Raw genomic sequence first — 520 nt, forward strand, 5'->3', positions numbered from 1 at the left:
TGATTGAGTTACCCCGCAACCGTGCTGAGCTCCAATTTGAGATATCAGAGGGGCGTACAGGGCAGATTAAGAAGATCAACTTTACCGGAAATGAGAATATCTCAGACAGTAAGTTGCTCCGTCAGATGCGCGTTCGTGAATCAGGTTTGAGAACAATCTTCTCCTCAGGGGATCGTTATGATCCTTATACAATTCAGGAAGAGCTCGACCAAGTTCAGCAATATTATCGCAATAATGGATATCTCAAGGCAGAGGTCAACTACTCAAGTGCTACCATTAGCCCTAATCAAGATACCATCTATCTCGATATCGATATCCATGAAGGGAAGAAGTACCACTTTGGGGACTTCACCGTTGTTGGAAATTATCCGAGTGTCGATAAAGAGGAGTTACTCTCTTTAGTCGATATTAAGCCTGGCTCGCTCTATCGTGCGAAAACAGTAGAAGCGACAGTTAAGGCATTACAAGATCGTTTAGGAAATGAGGGCTATGCTCAAGCTAGAGTGAATGCGATTCCTCG

At 44.0% G+C, this 520-nt stretch carries 1 protein-coding gene; it reads left to right on the forward strand.

The window, feature by feature from the left end; all coding sequences use genetic code 11:
- A partial coding sequence (locus tag FK268_RS26250) for a POTRA domain-containing protein (protein WP_205124553.1) occupies positions 1-520 on the forward strand: 520 nt, incomplete at both ends.

Origin of the sequence: Tsukamurella sputi (assembly GCF_007858445.1) — a bacterium.
GTDB classification, from domain to species: domain Bacteria; phylum Actinomycetota; class Actinomycetes; order Mycobacteriales; family Mycobacteriaceae; genus Tsukamurella; species Tsukamurella sputi.